Here is a 20,315-nt window from a genome sequence, read left to right on the forward strand (position 1 = left end):
GCATCACCAACACCGCACCGCGTTCTCATGCTTGGTGGGCCGACACAGAAATGTGCGCAATTCCTTTCCAGCCCCAATAGATTCGGTGTCTGGTGATCCGCGTGCCGTCGAGTTCCATGACTTCGACGAGGTCCAGTTGATCGCCGTACGGTGTTTGCCGGGGGTATTCCCACATCAAACGGTGGCCGTCGAATGCATAGGTGTCAGAGCGGTGGAGTGATCGAAGTTCGGTGTCGTCGGGTCGGCGTCGGGTCGCTTCCTCGAGGAAACTGTCCAGTGCAATCCGACCTTCGACAATTCCTGATGCCTGGTCGAAAAGCACGGATACAAGGGGGCTTTCGAGTGTCGCGTCGTCTGCGTAGAGCGCCCCAAGGGCGGGAGCATCGCGTTCGCTGATGCGTTTGTGCCACTCATCGAAGACATAGGCGGCTTGTTCTGTGGTTGCGGGCACGTCGGCTCCTGTTCTGTAGCGGAATGGTCAGAGGTACACGAGTCCGAGTCGCGCTTCCAATGCGCGGTGTCCTCGTGGTGTCAGCGAAACGGCACGTTCACGCGGTGTGCGGGAGATCCATTCGGCATTGACCAAGGTCCGGCAGATCTCGGCGCCGAGGGAGCCTGCGATGTGGTGGCGTTGCTCGGTCCAATCGACGCACGCTCTGAGCAGCGGGCGTCGGGATCGGGAGTCCCGCGCGGCGTCGATGTCGACGCCTATGGCGGCGAAAACATCGTGTGCTCGCGGGCCGAGTTCGTATGGGCAGTCGTCGCCGCTGCCGGCGGACAGTGGGTCGGTGTCGGCTCGCCCTGCGTCTGCCCGGCCGTCGGTACGTACCAGCGCCTGGGATTCGAGCAGCGCCTCGGTGATGGTGACGCCGAGCTTGCCGGCGATGTGGTCGTAACAGGTTCGGCCCCGGCGCAGAGCGTTGGCGCGGGTGCCTTGCCGCAGGCTGGTGATTTCGTACGGTTCGGCGATCAACGCCAGGGACTCGAGTGCGGCGGCAATCTCGGGTCCGGCGAGGCTGTAGTAGCGGTGTCTACCGGTCGCGGTGACCCTCAGCAAGTTCCCGGCGACGAGCTTCTTGAGATGACCGGAGACCGATTGAGCACTGACTCCGGATTCGGCGGCCAGCACGCCGGCCGGTAATGCACGCCCGTCGGCGAGTGCCATCAGGATTCGTCCGCGGGCCGGATCTGCGATCAACGCCGCCACGGATGCGACGTCTGCGTCGCCGTACCGGCTGGTCGTCGCCGTGCGGGGGCTCGAAGTGCTCATGCCTACAGTCTGCGCCGAGGTCACTTCATCGTGCGGTGAAGTATTCGCCACCGGGGCTGAAGGGCTCCTTTCGCGTCACAAGTGCAAACGGGACACCGGAGTCACACTTCATGTGCCCTGGGAAACACTCCTCGGGGTAGCCGAGACGGCCCGCAAAAAGCAACGAGCGGACTCGAGCCGATCGACGTCGTAGTCTTCCCATTTCGCGGCAGGCACATCCTGGCGTCCCACTTCGATGAATCTCCGTCTGGCGAAGAAGTCGGCGGCCTCACCGCTGACGGTCACTGCGAACAGGTTCGCAATCCCCCGTTCGCGACAGAGTTCGATCAATCCGTCGATCAGGAGGCCCCCGGCTCCGAGCCCGGAAAACTCCGCAACTGTGATCAAACCCGATACCTCGCCGAATCCTGTTCCGGCGTATCGGTCCGTCTCGAGTCCGACGATGCCGGCCAAGTGCCCAGTGCGCAGAACCCGAGCACCGAGACCCCCGGCAGCCATCCGCGCAATCTCGATCCGACTGCGCTGCTTGAGAACCCCTTCCCGCACTCCCTGCGCGACCAGCGCCTCGATTGCGGGGAAATCGTCCACCTGAAGTGAGGCCAGGTGAAGGTATCGCCCTTGGGTCAGGACGGTACCGCGGCCGTCGAAGGTGAACAGCTCGAATTCGAGATCCTCAGCACGGCAGAGGTTTACGCTGTACGCCCCGCCTGCAAGCGCCTCCTGAGCCGCATGCGGGAATTCGTCGAGCCCCCGCTCGGCAAGGTGCCGGGTGAGACGCTCACGGTGCAGGTCGATATCCGCGAAGCTGCGAGGCGGAGTCCCCCAGCCGCCGCCCGGATCGGTGAGCACCATCTTGGATGCCCTGACGCTCGCAGCGACGGACCCGGCAGTGCGCGCAACGGCAGAAGACTCGCTCCCGATCACGACGCATTCCGAGTCCGCGATAGCAAGCCACAGACGGGCGATGGCCTCGTCGCTCCACGCCGAGGAGCCGTCCATGGCCAGACCACCGACCGCAGTGGCGGTGTCCGAGACGCAATCGGTCGGAACGACGAAGATGAATCGCGTATCGCCCGTAGTGAATTCACCCACTGTGCGGCTGACTGCTTGCAGCCCGGCGGCACTCAAGACAGGTAGGGCGACCACTATGGTGACCCCTCGGAACTCCTCGATGAAGAAGTCTCGCTCGGACACGGGCACGCCGCTTGATGTCAGTTCGACTGCCGTCTCGCGTGGTGCCGCCCGTCTCGGCCGCAGTGTGCGCGGATTGGCTGACACGTCATCGTTCGTCATGATTGCTTCAGTCTGGACTGTGTGCACCGCACCCCGCAACGTGATCGGAACCGAATGGCGGACATGCGATATATCGGGCGATCCATTATCGCCGTTCGTTTTCACATTCGAATGCGACGGCCGCCCGCAGGCTCGTTATGCTGCGAGGATGGCGACGCGAGGGATCGTGTTTTTCGACATCGACGGAACACTCGTGCCAACGACGTCCAGCGGCAGTTTTCTCGCCGCGCGCCTCGGCCACCACGAGGAACTCGATGACGCCGAGCGGCGGTACGCGGCAGGTGAGCTGACGAACGCCGAGGTAAGTGTCATCGATGCCAGGGGGTGGCGCGGCGTCGATATCAGCACCGTCGATCGATGGCTCGACGACCTTCCGCTGATCAATGGCATCGGAGAGGTGGCGTCCTGGTGCCGCAGTCATCGGATCGAACCGGTACTGGCCTCGCTGGCTTGGCAGCCCGTCAGTCGTTCGATTTCGAGGCGATATGGCTTCACCGTCAACGGTGGACCCCGAGTCGGCGTCTCCGGGTTCGTCTACAACGGGACCGTGGCCGAACACTTCGACGAATACGACAAGCGCGATCGGGCGCTCGCTCTTGCAGTCGAGCGGCACGTGCGAGCGCAGCAGTGCTGCGCGATCGGTGACAGTCGTTCTGATGTTCCCCTGTTCGAGGTTCTGCCCACATCGCTCGCCCTGAACGCCGGCCCGGACGCCCAGGAGGCAGCAAGCGACGGCATGGATACCCAGGATTTGACCGAGGTCATTCCATGGTTACAGGAATGGGAACTCGGCCTCGACTGAACCTCCAGTACGCTGCGTCCGGCGAACGAGTCTGCGCTCGACTCGACCCGATGCTGCGTCCGTCTGCGTGTCGTCCGTTCCGATCCACCCTGCGTTCTCGTACACGCCGATCGCACGTTCGTTGTCCTCGATCACCCACAGCACGCAGGTCTCGCAGCCGACGGAGTCTGCAAAACTGTCGACCGCACGCAGCAAGCGCGTGGCAATCCCCTCTCCCCAAACCTCCGGATCGACAGCAAGGTAGAAAAGTTCGAGGACATCGCCCAGAGGTGCACCCAGCGCGAACCCGACAGATCTACCGCGGCGCTCTGCGACGAGAACACATGCGTCGACGAACTCCAGCCGGCGTCGAATGCCTGCCACCGCCGCCGAAACGTCTCCCGGTTCCACACTTCCATCGCGGATCGCTGTCGAGCGAACCCAGATCGACGCCAACATCTGCGGATCATCGACGTCCCTGGCGTCGACAGAGCGGATGGCACAGTCAACGGATTCCATGGGGTCAGGATACGTTCCATCGACACCGCTGCCGCGATATTCTCGGGCGATGGCCACCAACCCCGCAGTCAGGATCTCCCGGTTGCGTGCGTTGATCGACCACCCCCGCACGGGTAGCTCGGAACGGGACACCGCTCAGCGCATGCTGAATCGGATACTTCGCACGTCGCGGCCGATCACGGACGCTCACCGACAGTACGGTTCGGGGTACAGCCGGCTCGGCCGACATGCTGGCCTCGACAGCATCGCCGAGATGATTCGCGATGACATCACCATGGCCCGGACCAATCGGCTTTCCGCAGCCGAACTATCCGAGGTCGCCCCTCTCGATCCGGTTGCCAACGCACCCAAGGACATACAGATCGACGTCGACGTACTCCACGACTGCGAGATCGTCGTCACCATCAGCTGCATTCCAACCGCTTGGGGCTGGTGCCGCGACGGCGGAATCGACGTCTACTCCCCCGCGCTTCGTGCACTCGTGGATGAGCTCGCGTCGATCGTCGACAGCTTCGACCATTCCGGGGAAGACATCACGAACCGATTCTTCGGTCGAGTTCGCGTCGGAGACACCACTGTGGTGTGGTGACACTGCCGTAGCTCCCGGAAATCCTGAGAGGCGATCGATTCGATGTCAACGCTGTCCACCCGAGCCGGAGCGGCCCCGTACACCAAGCTTGTCCTCCGAGTGTACGACCTCTGGGTCGTCCTGATCTCGAACAATTACGGGTGGCGATGCAACAGAGCGCATTTCAGCGATCTCTACCGTCAACACATCGGCCACCGCCACCTCGAAGTCGGTCCCGGATCGGGCTGGGCACTCGCCAACATCGATCTCCCCGCCGATATCGAACTCACCCTCCTCGACCTCAATGCCAACTCACTCGATCACACGGCATCCCGATTGAATCTCTCTCTCACACTGATCGAGCACGATGTTCTACTGCCCCTGAATGCAAGCGTGGACAAGTTCGATTCGGTGGCGATCAACTACGTTCTACACTGCCTCCCCGGAGAGTGGTCCACCAAGGCCACAGCGCTGACGAACCTTGCGCGGACTCTGACGCCGGAGGGTGTGTTGTTCGGATCGACAGTGATCGGTGTCGACCAGAACTTCTCCGTGCTCGGTAAGGTATTGATGTTCGCCTACAACAAATTCGGCGTGTTCGGGAATCGCCGGGACGATCTGCCGGGCCTTCGTCGAGTACTGTCCGAGAGGTTCGAGCACGTCGAGGTGACGATGGTCGGCAATGTCGCGCTCTTCGTGGCTCGACGCCCTCGTCGACACGCCCGCGCAAGTCCGTAGATCCCGAAGGTCCATCAGCTCGACCATCAGTCGCGCAGCGCCTACGGACCCGCACCCTCCGCCTGGGTCACGCGATACGGTGAAGGGGAACGGTTGGACCACGGATGAACTCTTCGTGGCAATCGTGCACACGGATCGCACCCGCCGAATAGCATCGAACCGGTGCCGCTCGGATTACGGGTGAGTCGGATCGGAGGGGCCGTGGACGACATCACGGGCATTCCAGTGGACCTTCGGTCGTTTCTCGATCGATTTCCCGACTTCGTATCACTGTCCGACTTCTCGGGAAAGATCCTGTACATCAATCCGGCCGGCTTGGAACTGATCGGATCGGCGAGTCTTGCAGCCGCCGTAGAGCTGAGTGCCCTCGAATTCCTCACCCCGGATGGGCTCGAACTCGCGAATGACATCGGAGCCGGTCTGCGCGCCGATGGAATGTGGGAGGGTTACTGCGAGTTACGGCATCACGTGACCGGCACCAGCATTCCGGTGGTTGTCACCGCCTATGTGATCCATTCCGACAACGGTCGGGCGGACGTGGTCGTCTCCACCATTCGCCACCGACAGACAGACGAACGGCGCAATGCTCGAATGGCCGCCGATGCACTCGTCGCAGGCCGGCACGCTCGAGAGCAGAAGGCTCTCGCCGATCTCAGCAGATTCGCCGTCATCGCCGACTTACCGACACTGCTCACCGCCGCTACCGATACCGCAGCAACGTTGATCGGCGTCGGAAACTCGGCAATTGCCCATCTCGAACGTCCCGACGATCCCTACCTGACCATGGACGCAGCAAGCGGCGTACTCGGTGTACGGCAAAGTGTTCCATCGGGCGACGGTTCGTTGATGGGATACGTTCTGGCGAATTCCGAGTCGGCAGTATGCAACGACCGCACTGTCGAGACGCGCTTTCGCACCGAGACCATGGCAGCGTTCGGACTCCGGAGCGGAGTCGGAGTTCCGATCCTCGACGTCGCCGGCGACGCCTGGGGCGTGCTCACGATCCACAGCGCGGAGGCCCGTCACTACCGCGACGAGGAAGTGTCGTTTCTCGGTTCCGTCGCCGGGATCGTGTCCGCAGCGAACCGGCGGATCGATCTGGAACGCCAACTGAGACGACGCAGTACGCACGACGCACTCACCGGGCTACCCAACCGCACGCTCGCCTACGACGTCATCGATGCTGCACTGGCCCGCGCGCGGCAACAGTCCGCCACCGTCGCACTGCTGCTGCTCGACATCGACGATTTCAAGATCATCAACGACAGCCTGGGCCACGAAGCCGGAGACAAGGCATTGGTCAAGTTCGTCTCCCGACTCGTCTCGGCGATTCGGGAGGCGGACACGGTCGCACGCCTGGGCGGCGACGAGTTCCTGATCGTGTGCGAAGGCGTGGACAGTGTCGCGCATGCCGAAGAACTCGCACGACACATCACCAGTTCCATCGCGGTGCCGTTTTCTGCCGTCGATGTTCCGATCCCCCTCAGCGCGAGTATCGGCATCGCTGTGTCCGATCCGAATTCGACGCGACAGGAGCTCATCCATCGCGCGGACTTGGCCATGTACCGTGCAAAGGACAGTGGCACAGGCGGTCACGCCGTCTTCGATCCCACCGACCTCTACGACGCAGATCGCATCAGGTCACTGTCGATCGATCTCCGAGCGGCGCTGCGGGCCGACGAACTCACTCTCGCCTACCAACCACTGGTGGACATCGCCACACGGAAAATCGTTGCAGTGGAGGCACTCGCCCGCTGGAATCACCGCGAACTCGGGCCTATCGAACCAAGCGAATTCGTCGGAGTCGCCGAAAGAACAGGTCTTGCAACACCATTGGGTGCGTGGGCGCTACGTACCGCATGCACGGCCGCGGCGCGGTGGCGAACGTTCTCCGACATCGTGGTTCGCGTCAACGTCAGCGCGCTTCAACTGCGCGATCCCGACTTTCCCACCGAGGTCGCGTCCGTGCTGGCAGAGACGGGACTACCTGCCTCCGCTCTCGGACTCGAAGTGACCGAAACCGTGTGGGTCGCCGATACCGAACGGGTCGCCGATACTGTCTCCGCCCTGCACGCCATGGGGGTGGCTCTCCTACTAGACGACATGGGTAAAGGCCACAGCTCCATGTCGTATCTCGATCGTTACCCCATGTTCGAGTGCTTCAAGATCGACAAGTCGTACATAACCCGGCTTCCTGCCCCTCGGGCTCGCGCGATCGTCTCGGCCATCGTCGCGCTTGCCCGGGCATTCGACGTAACCGTCGTCGGCGAAGGGGTCGAGACAGAGGAACAACTCGATGCATTGGCCGCCGCGGGATGCGATTTCGCCCAGGGGTTTCTGTTGGGACGACCGGTCGACGCCGGTGCAATCGCGGATTTGCTGCTCGCCGGTCCATGAGTCACGAGCGGCCGAGGAGTTCGTGATAACGTGCCGAACCAGAGCTACTCGCATAGCCACCCCAGCTGCAGCAGGCACCCGCGCCGCCTCGGTCAGCGCTCGACGGGGCAAGGTCTCTCACGGATCTGCGACCGAACCTCACTACCTGATGTTGTACGCCGTGTCCTCGACTTCCGACCGGTGCAGCGGTGCGCGGGGCCGGTGCACAGAAACCGGAACTGCAATGACGAAGAACCACGCCGAGAAGCGAGCCGCACGGGCGTACGCGCAATCGCACTCACTCCCCTATCGTCAGGCGCTGACGTCGATGAGAGCCGCCCGCGCCGACCGCATGTCGTTGTCTCCCTTCGCGCAGCGCCTGCTCATCGAGGCTGTCGAGGGATGCGGCATCCGACACTGGGCGCGCGTCGACGAATGGGACGGGGTCGGGCGGGTAGCGATAACCGATCTCGGGGGCGAGCGGTTCGTACTCACCGTCGACAGCGTCCTGGTGGTGCTTCGCGAACACCTCGACCACAACCCGACTCTGCGACCGAACGACATCGACAGCTATTTCGCCGACGAGGCCGTGCAGTCCATTCTGTTCGGCGGCATCATCTACCGACTCGAACTTCATCGCGGTAGGGGTCTGGTCGCATGATCCCCAGTCGAATCAACCTTCTCGCAGCCTGTTTCGGCGATAGTCGGCAACGACAACGAGCAGCCCCGGAATTCCTGCCACAGTCCAGGGCACCACCGCGCCCAACGTCGGAACGACCTGCACCACTCCGAGACCGCAGAAGTCCGACGAGTTTCCACATACGATCGCGTCGTACGGCGCTGCGGTAAGAAACACGAACAGGGCGGTGGTCAGAAAAGACAGCACCCCTGTCGCTACTGCGGCACCGATTGCTATCCGCGGCGCGGACAACCTCCACCAGCACGACGCGAGCAACGCCACGCAGCCGATGAGCCCAACCAGCGCTGTCGCCGCACCGACCTCGCCACCGTGGCTGTCGACGGTCGGACCGAGAAGAAAGCCGAGTTGAACTGCGCCACCGGCAAGCAGGCCGGTTCCGGCGAGAGGAAGACATCCACTCAGTAGCACCGAAGTGCGATCGGGCGAGGGGTTCGGAAAGCGACGACTACCTCTTTCCACTTTCAATGTATAGCGCACCCCGGGGCTTGCGGCAAGACCCCGTAGAGGGCTCAGAATGGCTCGCTGCAACCGCGAATCATTCGATCGGAGTTTTGTGAAACCTGTACAACCCAGCGTCTTCGACCTCCCGGAGCGTCTCGCTCGCAAGCGCGATCCGGAGTTGATCAGTGTTGACCAGCAACACTTTTCGGAAATACATTCGAGTATCGAGACATCTCGAGCCGAGACGATAGAACGGCTGAACACCGCGCAAAGGTCGTCGGGCCGGATGGGTCAGGAGGTGATGGAGCGGGACTTCGAAATCCACCGATTGAACGGACGCCTCGGTTCCCTTCGTCGCTACGGGGTCGATCTGTGCCTGGGCCGCATGGTCACCGCCGATTCGGACGAACCGGTCTACATCGGCCGCCTCGGACTGCTGGCGAGCTCGGGCGTCCAACTTCTGGTGGACTGGCGCTCCCCCGCTGCCGAACCATTTTTCGGAGCTACCCATGCGAATCCTATGGGCTTGACGAGTCGGCGACGCTACCGCTGGACGAACGGCCTCATCACGGATTATTGGGACGAGGTGTTCGACCCGACGGGACTCGACACCGGTGCCGCACTCGACGATCAGTCGGCATTCATCGCCAGCTTGGGTACCGAGCGTTCCGCGCGAATGCGGGACGTCCTCGGCACAATCCAAGCTGATCAGGACGCGATCATCCGAGCGGATGCGCGCGGAGCACTCGTCGTCGACGGTGGGCCTGGAACCGGAAAGACCGTCGTCGCCCTTCACCGCACCGCCTACCTTCTCTACACAGATTCGCGTCTCGGACACAACCGTGGCGGCGTGCTGTTCGTCGGCCCGCACGAGCCGTACCTTGCCTACGTTTCCGACGTTCTGCCGAGTCTCGGCGAAGACGGTGTGCAAACGTGCACCCTCGAGGATCTCGTCACCGAGGGAGCGAACGTGGTGGACGAGACCGAACCTGCTGTCGCGCAGTTGAAATCCTCACTCGACATGATCGACGCCATCGACGCAGCTATCGCGTTCTACGAGCAACCGCCCACACGGAACATGACCGTGGAAACAGAATGGGCCGACCTACCGCTCACACCGGACGATTGGTGCGAGGCGTTCGAGGCACCTGACCCCGGCACTCCACACAACGAGGCCCGTGAACAGATCTGGGATCTACTGGTCACAATTCTCGTGGAGCGATACGACGGCGACGAACCCACCGACCGCATACGACAATCTTTGCAGGACAACGAGTCTCTGCGCACACTGCTGGAAAATTCCTGGACGATCATCGACGCTGCCGACGTCGTTGCGGACCTGTGGAGCGTACCGGCGTACCTGCGTCGATGCGCACCATGGCTCAGCGCCGAGCAGGTGCGCACGCTACAACGAGCCGATCCGACGCGATGGACGCGTGCCGATCTGCCCCTCCTCGATGCCGCACGCATGCGGCTCGGAGATCCCGAGCATTCTCGGCGCATGCGACGCCGAACGGTGGCCGCAGCCACGGAGCGGGCGCGGATGGATCGTGTCGTCGACGAGCTCATGGCCGCCGACGACGACGAGATGATGGCTGCGCAATTCCGCCAGGACGGAATTCGCGATGCGCTCGTCGATCGAGCCGGATTCGAGGAGATCCGTAACGACCCACTGGCCGGACCGTTCGCGCACATCGTCGTGGACGAAGCTCAGGAGTTGACGGACGCGCAGTGGCAGATGGTTCGCCGCCGATGCCCGTCGGGCAGCGTCACCCTCGTCGGCGACCGCGCGCAGTCGCGTCGAGGCTTTTCCGAATCCTGGCTCGAACGCCTCGAAAGAGTGGGAATCGAGCAGGTGAACATTGCCACCCTCGGGGTCAACTACCGCACGCCGCGAGAGGTTATGACGGTGGCCGAGCCGGTGATTCGAGCGGCGTTGCCCGACGCCAACGTCCCGGTGTCGATTCGCAGCAGCGGCGTCCCCGTGGAGTACGGCGACTCGGCAGATCTCTCGTCGATCCTGACGAGGTGGCTGGACTCGAACGCCGGCGGAATCGGTTGTGTCATCGGCGATCCTGCGCTTCCTGCATCGGACCGCATCCGATCGCTGCCGCCGCAGTCGACGAAGGGACTCGAGTTCGACCTGGTCGTCCTCATCGATCCGGACTCGTTCGGATCGGGAATCGCAGGTGCCGTCGACCGATACGTGGCCATGACGCGAACCACGGGGCGGCTGATGATCCTCACCTCTCAGCGCCCGGCCGAGCTCAGTACATCCAGCACTGCATGAATCGCCGGGCTCGCATCCGCGCTGCGCCTCCAGGCCGCGTGTACCTCACGTTTGGGAGTGCGCGCGGGCGGAACTGCAACGAGACCGTCGCTCAGGACAGGCCGCGCAAGTCGAGGTACGAGCGCGAGAACGTCGTCCCCTTCGACCAGTGCGAGCTGCGTGGAGAAGTCGTCGACGAGATGGCGAACATCGACCTCGTCGGGCGTGTCGGCGAACAGCCGCCGAAACCACTGGTGGCACACCGTTCCCGCTGGGCTGGTCACCCACGGGTAGCGGGCGAGGTCGGTGTGGGTCAGCGCCGCCTCGCGTCCGGCAAGCGGATGGGTCCGCTTCATGATGACGTCGCCGTAGTCGGTGTGGATCGGTCGTCGGACGATCGAGGGAGGTGCCGCCGCCGGTACGCCATCGGCGTCGTGCACCAACGCCAGGTCCGCAGCACCCGCGTGCACACTCTGCAGAGCGCGATCGGGATCCTCCTCACCGATGCGCACCGTCAGATCGGGATACTGCCGATTCAGACGATGCAGAACGGGCGCGACCAGGCCGCGTAGGGCCGTCGAAAACCCCACGAGACGAATAACTCCGCGTGCGACGCCCTCATCCGCCGACCTGGCCGACTCGACACAGCGCTCGAGGGCGTGGAACACAGCGTCCGCCGACTCGACCACGGCCCGACCTGCCGGGGTGAGCACGACTCCGCGGCCGGCTTGCGCCAGAACCGGTGTGCCGATCTGCCGTTCGAGCCGCTTGATCTGTTGGGAGATCGCCGAGGAGGTGTAGCCGAGCTCGTCGGCGGCCCTCGCAAGAGTGCCGAGGGTAGCGACAGCGTGCAGCGCGTGCAGGGCACTCACATCGATCATGAAGCAACACTACGCAATAATGCCCAGAATGCATCGCTGGACCCGAGTGATCACGCGGTCCACACTCGGCTGGTGACCATCACCTTGCGTACGCCCTCGTCGATCTTCGGCACCAACCTCGTCGCCACGGCGACCCCCATGCTTCCGGACGGAGCCATCGACCGAGCGGGAGTCGATGCCCTCCTCACTCACCTGCATACGACCCGGTGCGATGGTGTCGTCATCGCCGGCACCACCGGCGAAGCGCCGACTCTGACCGCAGACGAAACATCGGAGCTGATCGAGCAGGCGCGGGAACACTCGAACCGCGATTTTCGGGTAATTGCAGGAGTCGGTACGAACGACACTTCGGCAGGAATGGTCATGGCTCGGTCTGCCGCAGCCGCCGGTGCCGATGCCCTGCTGATCAGTGCCCCCCAGTATTCGCGTCCCACCCAGGCCGGTATCACCGCGCACATCGTCGACATCGCTGATGCCGGTGGGCTTCCCGTCATGGTGTACGACGTTCCGATGCGTACGGGTGTGGCCGTCGACGCGTCGACGCTCGTCGAGCTCTCTCGCCACCCCCTCATCGGTGCCGTCAAGGACGCGAAGGGTGATCTGTACGAGGCCATGACCGTCATGTCCTCGACGGACCTCGCCTACTACTGCGGAATCGACGAACTTGCGCTCCCCTATCTCGCCTCCGGTGCAACAGGATTGGTCAGCGTCATCGGTAACGTGGTGGCCGACCGCAACGCCGAGCTGATCGATGCGGTCCGAGCGGGCGACCTGGTCCGGGCGAATTCGATACAGCGATCGCTGCTGCCGTTGACCGACGCCATCATGCGCACCACACAGGGAGCCATCATGGCCAAGGCCGCGCTCGTGAAAGTCGGCGTCATCGCCGACCCGACCGTGCGACGCCCACTTCTCGAGTCCTCGACGGCCGACCTGAGACGACTCGACGCCGCCCTGTCCGCCACCGGAATCGATCAGGAATCGAGAAGCAGGGCCGTTCCGGTACGACTAGCGTGACTGCTCATGGCGACGAAGAGGGTCACGCAAGGCTCGGCACCGCATGCTGCCGACAGTCACGATTTGATTCGTGTGCAGGGGGCGCGGCAGAACAATCTTCAGGATATCGATGTCGAATTACCCAAGCGCCGACTGACCGTGTTCACCGGCGTCTCGGGCTCCGGCAAGAGCTCGCTGGTCTTCAGTACGATTGCGGCCGAATCACAGCGCATGATCAACGAGACCTACAGTGCCTTCGTTCAAGGATTCATGCCGACGCTCGGTCGACCGGATGTCGACGTCATGGACGGACTCACCACGGCCATCATCGTCGATCAACAGCGCATGGGCGCCAATCCCCATTCCACCGTCGGGACCGCAACCGATGCCAACGCCATGCTCCGGATCCTGTTCAGCCGAATCGGAAAGCCGTACATCGGCTCTGCACAGGCCTTTTCGTTCAACGTCGCGTCGGTGTCCGGTGCAGGCGCGTACAAGGTGGACAAGGGCGGCAGGCAGACCACAGAGAAGAAGTCCTTTTCCGTGACCGGTGGCATGTGCCCGCGCTGCGAGGGCAGAGGATCCGTCAGCGACTTCGATCTCACCGCGCTCTTCGACGCGAGCAAGTCACTCAACGAGAGCGCGATCACGATCCCCGGCTACAGCATGGAAGGCTGGTACGGACGCATATTCCGCGGCTGTGGGTATTTCGACCCCGACAAGCCCATCTCGAAGTACACGAAGAGGGAACTCGACGACCTGCTCTATCGCGAGCCGACGAAAATCAAGGTCGAGGGCATCAATCTGACCTACTCGGGGCTCGTGCCTCAGATCCAGAAGTCGTTCCTGTCCAAGGACGTCGACGCCATGCAGCCGCACATCCGTGCATTCGTCGAACGCGCGATCACCTTCACGACGTGTCCCGACTGCAACGGCACCCGGCTCAACGAGGGCGCTCGGTCGTCGAAGATCAAGGGCATCAACATCGCCGACGCGTGTTCGATGCAGATCAGCGATCTGGCCACGTGGGTCGGCGGACTGAAGGAACCGTCGGTCGCACCGTTGCTCACGACGCTCGGTGAGACCCTCGACTCGTTCGTGGAGATCGGGCTGGGCTACCTCAGCCTGGATCGGCCGTCGGGAACGTTGTCCGGTGGAGAGGCGCAACGCACCAAGATGATTCGGCATCTCGGATCGTCGTTGACCGACGTGACATACGTGTTCGACGAACCGACGACCGGTCTGCACCCCCATGACATCGAGCGAATGAACAATCTACTGCTTCAATTGCGGGACAAGGGAAACACCGTTCTGGTGGTGGAACACAAGCCCGAGACGATCTCCATCGCAGACCACGTCGTCGATCTGGGTCCCGGCGCAGGAAGCGCAGGCGGGCACGTCTGCTTCGAGGGCACCGTCGATGGATTGCGACGGAGCGACACGGTCACAGGCAGGCATTTCGACGATCGGGCAGCACTGAAGGACTCGGTACGGGAGTTCTCGGAGGTCCTCGAGATTCGCGGCGCGGACTCGCACAATCTGCGCGACGTCGACGTCGATGTTCCGCTCGGAATCCTGGTTGTCGTCACCGGCGTTGCAGGCTCGGGCAAGAGTTCACTCATACACGGATCGCTCTCGGGCACAGACGATGTGGTGTCGGTCGATCAGGGGGCCATCCGCGGGTCGCGGCGAAGCAATCCCGCGACGTACACCGGCTTGCTCGAGCCGATCCGCAAGGCATTCGCCAAGGAGAACGGCGTCAAACCTGCACTGTTCAGCTCCAATTCCGAAGGCGCATGCCCGACGTGCAACGGCGCGGGCGTCATCTACAGCGACCTGGCGATGATGGCCGGGGTGGCCACTGTGTGCGAGGAGTGCGAGGGCAAGCGATTCCAGGCTTCGGTTCTCGAGTACCACTTCGGCGAGCGCAACATCGACGAGGTGCTGTCGATGTCGGTCGCCGAGGCCGAGGAATTCTTCTCCGACGGCGCAACGAAACTGTTGCCGGCACACAAGATTCTGCAACGCTTGAACGACGTCGGGTTGGGCTATCTGAAGATCGGCCAACCGTTGACGACGCTGTCGGGTGGAGAACGCCAACGCCTCAAGCTGGCGACGCACATGGCCGACAAGGGCGGGATCTACGTGCTCGACGAACCCACCACCGGACTGCATCTCGCCGATGTGGACAAGCTCCTCGGGCTGCTCGACCGGCTGGTCGATTCGGGTAAGTCGGTGATCGTCATCGAACATCATCAAGCCGTCATGGCCCACGCCGACTGGATCATCGATCTCGGTCCCGGTGCCGGCCATGACGGGGGCCTGGTCGTGTTCGAGGGAACGCCGTCCGATCTGGTGGCAGACGGATCGACGCTGACCGGCCAGCACCTGGCTGCGTACGTGGGGAGCTGAGTTACCGTGACGACCCTGCCCCACAGACCTGCGACCGCACTGGTGATCATCGACGTGCAGAACGACGTGATGGTGGGCGTCCACGAGCGGGAGCGCGTCGTCGCCAACATAGTGGCGCTGGTGTCCCGAGCGCGACAGTCCGCCACTCCGGTGATCTGGGTGCAGCACTCCTCCGAGAAGGAGCTGGCCTTCGGAACGGACGGTTGGCAACTCCTCGGCGAGTTGCCCGTCGATCCCGACGATCCGATAGTTCACAAGAAGCACGGCGATGCCTTCGAAGACACCGGTCTCGAGACGGATCTCGCCGCGTCCCTCGTCGGACACGTCGTCGTCGCCGGCGCGCACACGGATTTCTGCGTCCGGTCCACGCTCCACGGTGCCCTCGTCCGCGGCTACGACGTGACGCTGGTGAGCGATGCGCACACAGCCGAGGACTTGACCGAGTGGGGTGCCCCACCACCTGCGCAGGTCATCGCGCACACGAACATGTACTGGGACAACCAGACCGCACCCGGCCGAACTGCCGAGGCCGTCGCCACAAAGGAGGTCACCTTCACCCGACCGTTACCCTGAACACTCCATGGTGACTCTGCTGCTTGCGCTCGTCGGATTCGCGATACTCGATTCGCTCGACGTGTTGTTGATCGGCGTCACCGCTGCTTTGGCAGTGCACTCGAGAACCACCCGCCGGTCGCCGTTCCGAGCCGGGCTGGCATTCGTCGGCGGTGTGTTCACGGCGACGACCACGTTCGGCATCCTCACCGTTCTCGGCATCGATTTCCTCACCGATCTGTTCGACTTCACGCTCACTCCCACGGTCCGGTATCGCGCGGAACTCGTGATAGGGCTGGTCCTGATCGGCCTCGGTGCTCTGCGCACCACCGAGCGCCGCCCACCGGCCTGGGCCGCCAGAGCCGGCTCCAGCATTCCCGTCGTCGCCCTGACCGGACTGACGATCGGTCTGGTGCAGGGCCCGACGGCGGTGCCGTACCTCGCCGGGTTGACGATGCTCTCGGCCTACGATCCTCGTCCACCGTGGTGGCCGGGGATCGTCGTCGTCTACTGCCTGATCGGACTCTTACCACCGATCCTCGTTCTGATTCTGGCATCGAGGAAGAGTCGACGGTCCAGGCGCGCGTTCACCGCGACCGTCCGGGCCCTGATGCGGTACGGCCCGCCCACGGTGCGTGTCATCTTCGTCGTGCTCGGTGTCGCACTCGTCGCCGACGCTCTCTTTCATGCCCGAGACCTCGTGTAAGTCCTCACCGTAAGCTGCTGCGCATGGCACTCGATCACGGCGATCCCGGTGACGCCCCGTCCGTTCCTCCTCCCCTGTCTCCGGTGGTCGACGACCGCCGTCCCTCTGCAGCCGAGGAAGCTCGCACGATCGCTGCGTCCACCAACATCGCGACTCTGGCCAGCCTGACCACCGATGGCGATCCCTGGGCATCGTTCGTCACGTACGGATTGCACGGCGGCGCTCCGGTTCTGTGTGTCTCCCGGATGGCCGAGCACGGCCGAAACCTCGCCGGCGATCAACGCATGAGCCTGTCGATCGTCGCACCGCAATCGCAGTCCGATCCGCTGGCGTCGGGCCGGATCACGCTCGCAGGCATCGTCGAGCGGCCCGAGGGAGACGAATTGGCCGCTTCCCGCGAGGCGCATCTCTCGGCGGTGCCCGCGGCGAAGTACTACCTCGATTACAGCGACTTCACGCTGTGGATCATGCGCGTGCGCCGGGTCCGCTGGGTCGGCGGATACGGACGAATGGATTCGGCAACCGCCGAGGACTACGCCGAGGCCGCACCCGATCCGGTGTCGCCCACGTCCGCGTACGCGATCGAGCACCTCAATGCCGACCATTCGACGTCTCTGCTCGCGATGGCCCGCCAACTGGGTGGCTATCCCGACGCCACGTCGGCCGAATGCACTGCAGCGGATCGCTACGGACTGGATCTGAAGGTGCTCACGCCACGCGGGGTCGCGTACACCCGAGTCGGCTACGCAACTCCGATCGACTCGGCTGCCGAATTACGGGCCGCGACCGTGGACCTGGCGAAGCGGGCGGCAAACGGGCGGTAGGTTTCGCTGCACACTTCCGTCTGGACCGGTACAGCCACCTTGCCGAGACGCCGAGAAGGATGGCGACTACCGTTGTCCTCACATCTCAACGTCTAGGGAGCAGGTAATGAGCATCCAACCGGTCGAATCGAAGCGTCATCGTGTCGTCGTCATCGGTTCCGGGTTCGGAGGTCTGTTCGGCGTCAAGGCGCTCAAGAAGGCCGACGTCGACATCACCCTCGTCGCCAAGACGACGCACCACCTCTTTCAGCCGCTCCTCTACCAGGTCGCGACCGGCATTCTCTCCGTCGGCGAGATCGCTCCCACCACCCGAGTCATTCTGCGTAAGCAGAAGAACGCCGAGGTTCTGTTGGGCGACGTGCTCAACATCGACCTCGACGCCAAGACGGTCACCTCCAAGCTGCTCGAGCGCATCACCGTCACTCCCTTCGACAGTCTGATCGTCGCGGCGGGCGCTCAGCAGTCCTACTTCGGCAACGATCACTTCGCCGAGTTCGCGCCGGGCATGAAGACCATCGACGACGCACTCGAACTCCGCGGCCGCATCCTGGGAGCGTTCGAGCAGGCCGAACTCTCCGACGACCAGGAGGAGAAGGACCGCCTCATGACGTTCGTCGTCGTCGGGGCGGGTCCCACCGGCGTCGAGCTCGCCGGGCAGATCGCGGAGCTCGCCGATCGCACGCTCGACGGTGCCTTCCGCAACATCGATCCCCGCGACGCCCGCGTCATCCTGCTCGACGCCGCGCCCGCCGTACTGCCGCCGATGGGCGAGAAGCTCGGCCGCAAGGCCGCCGAACGTCTCGAGAAGCTCGGCGTCGAGATTCAGCTCAACGCAATGGTCACCGACGTCGACAACGACGGCCTGACCGTCAAGGAGAAGGACGGCACCACGCGTCGAATCGAGGCGCAGTGCAAGGTCTGGTCCGCAGGCGTGCAGGGCAGCCCGCTCGGCAAGCAGCTCGCCGACCAGTCCGGATCGGAGACCGACCGCGCCGGGCGCGTGCTCGTCGAACCGGACCTCACCGTCAAGGGCCACCCGAACGTGTTCGTCGTCGGCGACCTGATGTCGGTCAAGGACGTTCCGGGTATGGCGCAGGGTGCCATCCAGGGAGCCACCTACGCTGCCAAGCTGATCAAGGCGTCGGTCAAGGGCCAGGACGATCCCGCCCAGCGTGCGCCGTTCAAGTACTTCGACAAGGGTTCGATGGCAACGGTGTCGCGATTCAACGCGGTCGCCAAGGTCGGCAAGCTCGAGTTCGGCGGCTTCATCGCCTGGCTCATGTGGCTTGCACTGCACCTGTACTACCTCGTGGGCTACCGCAGCCGCATCACGACCGTCATTTCCTGGTTCGTGACGTTCCTGGGTCGGGGCCGCGCCCAGATGGCATCGACCGAACAGCAGGTGTTCGCGCGACTGGCCATCGAGCAGCTCAACTCTCTGGAACGTGCAGGTGCCGTCGAGACTGACGGCGCCGAGTCCGACAAGGAACGCGAGAAAGCGGCGGGCTGATCGGCCGCCGGTAACTGCTCTCACACAACGCATCGGTCGACGGGACACCGTCGACCGATGCGTTGTTCGTTTCGAAGTGTGTCGGTCTCACGCACCCGATCGGGCGGGCTGCAGTCGACGTCCCACCGAGGTACTCAGCGAGCCGCCTCCGGACAGCGGCAGACGGACGGTCCCGTTCGCCAGATCGACCTCGGACGTACGGTCATCGGGATACTGCAACGTACTGGACATCGACAGCGGGGCCGACAGCGCGTCGTGCGCGACCGAGCCATCTCCCAGTTCCACTCGGTGACGCAACACCGGACGGTCCCCCACATCGCAATGCATCGCACTGCTCCACCGACCCGACGCTTCCTCGAAGCGTCCGATCTGTGTCCTCTCGCGCAGCCACAGCGTGGAATCCTTCTGCAGCGCAACAGTATTGACCACCGAGTGGGAGGCGTCCGATACCACGACCATCGGCTCGGGGTCGAAGATCAGCGACGCGCCCGCTCCGACCTCGAAGTGCCACTGCGCCGACGAATGACGATGCAGCCCACCGGGCATCGCCAACGACGCCGCCACGCTGCGCACCTCGAGGCGCGCGCCGGCGGCTACCGAGATCCTGACGACGATCGTGTCACCGCCGAGTGGCGTTGCTGCCGTGCCGATCAGATGGACGGTGTCCGGTCCGGTCTGTCGGCCGGCGAGTCCGCCCACAGAAGTGATGCGTGGGCTCCGATGCAGGCTCGCGTCGATGCAGAGCTCGGTGTGCATCGACTAGTGCGTGTGGGCGTGCGCGTCGGCGTCCGCAATGGCTTTCAACTGCTCGCGTACCCATGCCAGCACCGTGGTCGCGGCCGGATCGTCGGTGAGAGAAATCAGCGCAGTCGGCCGACCCTCGCGCACCTGTGCGGCATCGTGCTCCATGACACCGAGATCTGCGCCGACGTACGGCGCGAGATCCGTCTTGTTGACGACCAACAGGTCCGAAAACGTCACACCGGGGCCACCCTTGCGCGGAACCTTGTCTCCTCCGGCGACATCGACGACGAAAATCTGCACGTCGATCAGACCGGACGAGAACGTCGCAGTGAGGTTGTCTCCACCGGATTCGACGAGAATCAGATCCAGAGGCGGGTTGTTGTCGATCAGATCGTCGATGGCGTCGAGGTTGGCGGTGATGTCGTCACGGATAGCCGTGTGCGGACAGCCACCGGTCTGTACCGCGGTGATGCGCTCGTCGGGCAACACCGCATGCCGACGCAGGAAGTCCGCGTCCTCGGTCGTGTAGATGTCGTTGGTCAGAACGGCCAGCGACAATTCGTCGCGCAACTGGCGGCACAGGGCTGCCACCAGCGCGGTCTTCCCGGAACCGACGGGTCCGCCGATTCCCACTCGCAACGCCTCGCCCGCCACCCGTGCGCGCTTGGGCCGATCCAAACCGTGGTCGTGGGGCTCACCGTCGATCAGGTGCGGGGGCATGTCGAACTCCTTGTC

20 protein-coding genes are annotated in these 20,315 nt (G+C 63.7%); 12 read left to right on the top strand and 8 right to left on the bottom strand.

Features of this window, described 5'->3' with window-relative positions; all coding sequences use genetic code 11:
• Positions 1-25 precede the first annotated feature (25 nt).
• The 3 genes from CH275_RS00990 to CH275_RS01000 all read right to left on the bottom strand — a co-directional run bounded on the left by CH275_RS00990 (position 26) and on the right by CH275_RS01000 (position 2,563).
• Positions 26-451: a hypothetical protein gene (locus tag CH275_RS00990; RefSeq protein WP_094674346.1), complete on the bottom strand. Its 426-nt coding sequence runs from the start codon at positions 449-451 to the stop codon at positions 26-28.
• A gap of 27 nt (positions 452-478) precedes the next feature.
• Positions 479-1,270, bottom strand: coding sequence for an ArsR/SmtB family transcription factor (locus CH275_RS00995; protein WP_094674348.1), 792 nt, complete (start codon positions 1,268-1,270; stop codon positions 479-481).
• Between the two features lie 108 nt (positions 1,271-1,378).
• Entirely contained in the window at positions 1,379-2,563 is a 1,185-nt protein-coding gene (locus CH275_RS01000) for a GNAT family N-acetyltransferase (RefSeq protein WP_094674637.1), read from the bottom strand.
• A 148-nt stretch (positions 2,564-2,711) separates the two neighbouring features.
• Between CH275_RS01000 and CH275_RS01005 the strand changes: the two genes are divergently transcribed.
• On the top strand, positions 2,712-3,365 hold the full coding sequence (locus CH275_RS01005) for an HAD family hydrolase (protein ID WP_094674350.1): 654 nt from the start codon (positions 2,712-2,714) through the stop codon (positions 3,363-3,365).
• Here CH275_RS01005 and CH275_RS01010 read toward each other — a convergent pair.
• A complete protein-coding gene (locus CH275_RS01010; protein WP_094674352.1) occupies positions 3,336-3,863 on the bottom strand; it encodes a GNAT family N-acetyltransferase in 528 nt (175 codons plus the stop codon). The two genes, CH275_RS01005 and CH275_RS01010, sit on opposite strands and share 30 nt — an antisense overlap.
• 49 nt (positions 3,864-3,912) lie before the next feature.
• On the opposite strand from CH275_RS01010, the gene CH275_RS01015 reads away from it, so the two are divergent.
• The 4 genes from CH275_RS01015 (at position 3,913) to CH275_RS01030 (ending at position 8,206) form a co-directional block, all read left to right on the top strand.
• A complete protein-coding gene (locus tag CH275_RS01015) occupies positions 3,913-4,452 on the top strand; it encodes a hypothetical protein (protein WP_094674354.1) in 540 nt (179 codons plus the stop codon).
• A gap of 42 nt (positions 4,453-4,494) precedes the next feature.
• Positions 4,495-5,169: a class I SAM-dependent methyltransferase gene (locus tag CH275_RS01020; RefSeq protein WP_094674356.1), complete on the top strand. Its 675-nt coding sequence runs from the start codon at positions 4,495-4,497 to the stop codon at positions 5,167-5,169.
• Between the two features lie 201 nt (positions 5,170-5,370).
• Positions 5,371-7,566, top strand: a complete 2,196-nt coding sequence (locus CH275_RS01025; protein WP_094674639.1) for a sensor domain-containing protein — start codon at positions 5,371-5,373, stop codon at positions 7,564-7,566.
• Between the two features lie 223 nt (positions 7,567-7,789).
• Positions 7,790-8,206 carry a hypothetical protein gene (locus tag CH275_RS01030; protein ID WP_094674641.1) on the top strand — a complete coding sequence of 139 codons (417 nt, stop codon included), beginning with the start codon at positions 7,790-7,792 and terminating at the stop codon, positions 8,204-8,206.
• Between the two features lie 12 nt (positions 8,207-8,218).
• On the opposite strand, the gene CH275_RS01035 is transcribed toward CH275_RS01030, so the two are convergent.
• Complete coding sequence (locus CH275_RS01035; protein WP_143546666.1) at positions 8,219-8,704, bottom strand: hypothetical protein; 486 nt, start codon at positions 8,702-8,704, stop codon at positions 8,219-8,221.
• A gap of 55 nt (positions 8,705-8,759) precedes the next feature.
• On the opposite strand from CH275_RS01035, the gene helR reads away from it, so the two are divergent.
• Positions 8,760-10,976, top strand: coding sequence for an RNA polymerase recycling motor ATPase HelR (gene helR / locus CH275_RS01040; protein WP_094674360.1), 2,217 nt, complete (start codon positions 8,760-8,762; stop codon positions 10,974-10,976).
• Here helR and CH275_RS01045 read toward each other — a convergent pair.
• Positions 10,937-11,836, bottom strand: a complete 900-nt coding sequence (locus tag CH275_RS01045) for a LysR family transcriptional regulator (RefSeq protein WP_094674362.1) — start codon at positions 11,834-11,836, stop codon at positions 10,937-10,939. The two genes, helR and CH275_RS01045, sit on opposite strands and share 40 nt — an antisense overlap.
• Before the next feature lie 72 nt (positions 11,837-11,908).
• Between CH275_RS01045 and dapA the strand changes: the two genes are divergently transcribed.
• The 6 genes from dapA (at position 11,909) to CH275_RS01075 (ending at position 18,836) form a co-directional block, all read left to right on the top strand.
• Entirely contained in the window at positions 11,909-12,853 is a 945-nt protein-coding gene (gene dapA / locus CH275_RS01050; RefSeq protein WP_218828738.1) for a 4-hydroxy-tetrahydrodipicolinate synthase, read from the top strand.
• Between the two features lie 6 nt (positions 12,854-12,859).
• Positions 12,860-15,244 carry an ATP-binding cassette domain-containing protein gene (locus CH275_RS01055; protein WP_094674366.1) on the top strand — a complete coding sequence of 795 codons (2,385 nt, stop codon included), beginning with the start codon at positions 12,860-12,862 and terminating at the stop codon, positions 15,242-15,244.
• Positions 15,245-15,250: 6 nt separating this feature from the next.
• Positions 15,251-15,817, top strand: coding sequence for an isochorismatase family protein (locus CH275_RS01060; protein ID WP_094674368.1), 567 nt, complete (start codon positions 15,251-15,253; stop codon positions 15,815-15,817).
• A 7-nt stretch (positions 15,818-15,824) separates the two neighbouring features.
• Entirely contained in the window at positions 15,825-16,502 is a 678-nt protein-coding gene (locus CH275_RS01065) for a GAP family protein (protein ID WP_094674370.1), read from the top strand.
• Positions 16,503-16,525: 23 nt separating this feature from the next.
• Complete coding sequence (locus CH275_RS01070; RefSeq protein WP_094674372.1) at positions 16,526-17,326, top strand: HugZ family pyridoxamine 5'-phosphate oxidase; 801 nt, start codon at positions 16,526-16,528, stop codon at positions 17,324-17,326.
• Positions 17,327-17,432: 106 nt separating this feature from the next.
• A complete protein-coding gene (locus tag CH275_RS01075; protein WP_094674374.1) occupies positions 17,433-18,836 on the top strand; it encodes an NAD(P)/FAD-dependent oxidoreductase in 1,404 nt (467 codons plus the stop codon).
• An 87-nt stretch (positions 18,837-18,923) separates the two neighbouring features.
• Here CH275_RS01075 and CH275_RS01080 read toward each other — a convergent pair whose 3' ends face one another.
• Complete coding sequence (locus CH275_RS01080) at positions 18,924-19,592, bottom strand: urease accessory protein UreD (RefSeq protein WP_094674376.1); 669 nt, start codon at positions 19,590-19,592, stop codon at positions 18,924-18,926.
• Positions 19,593-19,595: 3 nt separating this feature from the next.
• On the bottom strand, positions 19,596-20,300 hold the full coding sequence (gene ureG, locus CH275_RS01085; protein WP_094674378.1) for an urease accessory protein UreG: 705 nt from the start codon (positions 20,298-20,300) through the stop codon (positions 19,596-19,598).
• Between the last annotated feature and the right edge of the window lie 15 nt (positions 20,301-20,315).

Source organism: Rhodococcus sp. 06-235-1A, assembly GCF_002258785.1.
Classification (GTDB): Bacteria; Actinomycetota; Actinomycetes; order Mycobacteriales; family Mycobacteriaceae; genus Rhodococcoides.